The organism is Butyrivibrio sp. (assembly GCF_024699075.1).
Map to the genome: position 1 here is coordinate 1 of NZ_JAILQF010000423.1, position 3,461 is coordinate 3,461.

General features: G+C 34.6%; 3 protein-coding genes. All 3 read left to right on the forward strand.

What is annotated here, in order from left to right; all coding sequences use genetic code 11:
- The first annotated feature begins 48 nt into the window (after positions 1-48).
- Positions 49-777 carry a hypothetical protein gene (locus K6G87_RS16885; RefSeq protein ID WP_296839843.1) on the forward strand — a complete coding sequence of 243 codons (729 nt, stop codon included), beginning with the start codon at positions 49-51 and terminating at the stop codon, positions 775-777.
- Between the two features lie 162 nt (positions 778-939).
- Positions 940-2,217 carry a hypothetical protein gene (locus tag K6G87_RS16890; RefSeq protein WP_296839845.1) on the forward strand — a complete coding sequence of 426 codons (1,278 nt, stop codon included), beginning with the start codon at positions 940-942 and terminating at the stop codon, positions 2,215-2,217.
- A 132-nt stretch (positions 2,218-2,349) separates the two neighbouring features.
- Positions 2,350-3,120, forward strand: coding sequence for an XAC2610-related protein (locus K6G87_RS16895; RefSeq protein WP_296839847.1), 771 nt, complete (start codon positions 2,350-2,352; stop codon positions 3,118-3,120).
- Positions 3,121-3,461 lie beyond the last annotated feature (341 nt).

Sequence of the window (3,461 nt, forward strand, 5' to 3'; positions counted from 1 at the left end):
GATCAGCAGATAGTATAGAACAAAAAGATGAAAGGGCAGCTGCAGCAAATGAATGGTATGAATATTTTAAAGATTTTGACTAAAAAGGGTAACGTTGCTTTATTGAGTATATTGCTTCTAACAGGATGTGCTGATATTCAGTTGGATAATAACAATGAAAATGAAGTAACAGAGAGTAATGGTAGCGATTCTTCTAAAAATATATCAAATGATGTAAGTGAAGAAAGTAGTATAGAAGAAGAGGATAGCACAGCCAACGATACAAACAATCAGTTTGGAAATTATTCAAGAGTGTTGAACAATGAAGAAACATTTTATTGCTTTGATTGGACTGATTCAGATGTGACTTTTGAAGAATATGGAGAATCAATTATGGCTGAAGGAATGCCAGAAATTGATGAGTATGTATTTGTGGATTTAGATGGTCAGAATGGCGAAGAATTGATTTTACACATCCTTGATGGTGGTGGAAATTATCTGATATTAACAGAAGAAGATAACCATTTTTACGGTACAAACCTAGGTGTTAGATCATTTGAAAATCTTCAGGAAGATGGAAAGTTTTCTGCTAGTGGAGGTGCCGGAGACAATTACTACTATACAATGAAAATCGGTAGAGATGGTGTAGAATTAGATTGTTTTGCAGAGCAGCATTCTAGCGAAGATGATGATGGAAATTATTCATATGAATTAGTTGTTAACGGTGTGGAAGAAGACGATTATGAAGAATGGATAGATGAGAATTTCTCAAATCCTATTAATTGGTTGAAGTATTAAAGGTAATTCTGGCGATAAGGTTACTTATGTTACATACACAGGTAACATCGATGATCTTGATGCTAATTTTGAAGGATTTATAGAAATGAATAGGGAATAAAAACTTCTATAAATGGCTTTGATCTAGTATATATAGAGAGTCGTGGAAATGGAGAGTACTAAATGAAAAAAATCGTTAACGTTGTAGCAGGAGTTGTGACAACTACTATTGTTTTATCCGGATGCAGTAGCGCACAACTTAAGCTTAATTCAAAAGAAAATGCAGATTTAGAAGTATCAGTTGAGAATTTTTCTGAAGATGAGATAAATGCAACTTCTGATGATTCTGAAGATGATATTTCAAAGAATGAAAATGATGCTACAGAAGGCAAATCTGAAGAAGATATAACTGAAGAAGATGTGGTCGAAGATGACACCACAGATGAAACAGGGGAAGGTGATTCTGAAAATACAAACGTTGAGCTTTCAGAGTATGATTCACCGGAAATGATTGAAGGTGAGGCGCTTTCAGAAGCAGAACTTGAAAAATTACAGGAATATCTTAATCAGGAAGATAATTATGGCTTTACACTTGCATCATACAAAAATGCAGACCAGATTGACTGGGGAGATGTTTTGGCTTATGGAGCAGGCATTGAAAACTGCGATTACTCTCAGGAAGCTTTAAATGCTTATCTCGATGCAGATGATGAATTTGATTCAGTTGAATATGATCTCATAGCTTTATCTGGAGAAGATGTCAGAACACTTGTAGAAAATAAAACAGGCATAACAGATTTCGATCCTTCAATGATATCAGGATATATATATGTAGAAGATTACGACATTTTCTTTAAACAGATCAGTGACTATTATGATAAAAATGTGTTCTGCAAAGAGGGGGTGCGAGACGGAAATCGTATACAGATAGTTTTTCAGGTTGGCTATCAAGACAATAGAAGGCGTATAACCTTGGAAGAAACAGGAGATTCCGATAACCCATACAGATTCGTTTCTAATCGTGAACTGTGGGAAGAGAATGCCGATAAAACAATGGAAGTCAGTGTATATGACACAGATGATAAGATTATCTGCGCAATAGTAAGTACTGACGATGGACCGAATATCTGGATAATTGAAGATAATGCGGTTGTCATGGATATACATCCTCGTTTCTACGCATCAGAGAAAGTAGATATAAGTGAGTACAGTGATGTTAAAGAAATAAAGATTCATGATGTTGATGATGACGGACTATACGATATGATAACAGTGCTGTCAAATGGTCAAAAAACTATTGCTGTTGTAAATTGTGGCTGTAAAGATGGCTTGGATAATCTCCAATATGCTATGGGTAAGAGTGCGGTTACTAATTGGTTAAGCGATAATGTAAGCGAAATTACAGCAGATAATGTCATTGACTATATTCTAGAGCATCAGGACGAGTTTAAAGAATTGTGATTTCTTGAACGTATATAAGGAATAGATATTTCTGAGTATACAGATATTTATGATAAAGGTGCAGAATATTACAACACTTTAATGGATAATTATTCTCAATATATTGGTGAATAATAAAGCGGAGAAGAGATAATGAAGAGACAAATACTTGCAAAAACCATAGTCATAGCTAGCAGTATATCAATGATAATGATGATTGCTGGGTGCGGAAAAAATGAAGAATACGCATCATATCAAGAAGAGAATGAAGAAACAATAGAGAATACAGATATAGATGATACAAATACAAGTAGTGATGAATCAACAACACTTACAGCTTCGGAAGATGTATCAACACAAACGGTTACAGAAAGTCAGAATGATAAAACAAGTAGTTCTGAACAGGAAAATAGTAGTGAAAATGATACAGATAAAAAAGACGTTTCTTTAGAGTCTGATCAAATGATAGAAGCAGAAAGTTATATCGATTCAGAGGAAGAATGTTATCGTGTTTCCATAGGAAGAAAAGAAAGTATTGAAGGCGAGTATGATCACGTTAAGGATTACTTTTTTGTGAATGTTGAAGGCAAAGAAATATCATTTGAAGTCGAATATCCTTCAAAGGCAGCATCAATGGATACAGATAGATATGTCTTTGATGCATGTGATTTTGAAGCAGAGTATGTAGATGTTACTTTTGACGGGCGAAAAGATGTGGTGATATCCCTTGGTCATGTAGGCGCGGCAGGAGATATGGCCCATTGTGTCTATGTGTATGAAGATGGAGAATTTGTATATGTGAAATCTTTTGAAAATATCCCCAATTATTCAATTAATGAAGAAGAGAAATGTATAGAAGGAGTTGTTAATGGGGAAAAAACTAAATACACATATTCAGATAAAGAGTTTGTCTGTGAAGGCTAATCTTCGAATTGGTAAAAATTATGAATTAGCAGAGTAGGATCACTTCTCTGCTAATTTTACATATCAATGGTGGTGCTAATTTTTATAAATTACTTACGAGCGAAAACCCATTAGCTTTAGCTGATGGGATGAAGCTCGATGGACTCACCGTGACCGCCCCCCCTAAGTGACGGTTAACTCCTTAAAACTTGCCGCTTGATATTTGTATCTAAATTAGATATACTATATTTGGATATAATCAGAAAGGAAATCCAAATATGTGTATTTTAGAATTGCGACAAATGACAGGTCTATCACAACGGAAGTTTGCGGATAAATACCAAATAAATTTTCGCAATATC

Coding starts and splice junctions, on each gene's coding strand:
- K6G87_RS16885 (WP_296839843.1), top strand. CDS start 49: ATGAATGGTATGAATATTTTAAAGATTTTGACTAAAAAGGGTAACGTT.
- K6G87_RS16890 (WP_296839845.1), top strand. CDS start 940: ATGAAAAAAATCGTTAACGTTGTAGCAGGAGTTGTGACAACTACTATT.
- K6G87_RS16895 (WP_296839847.1), top strand. CDS start 2,350: ATGAAGAGACAAATACTTGCAAAAACCATAGTCATAGCTAGCAGTATA.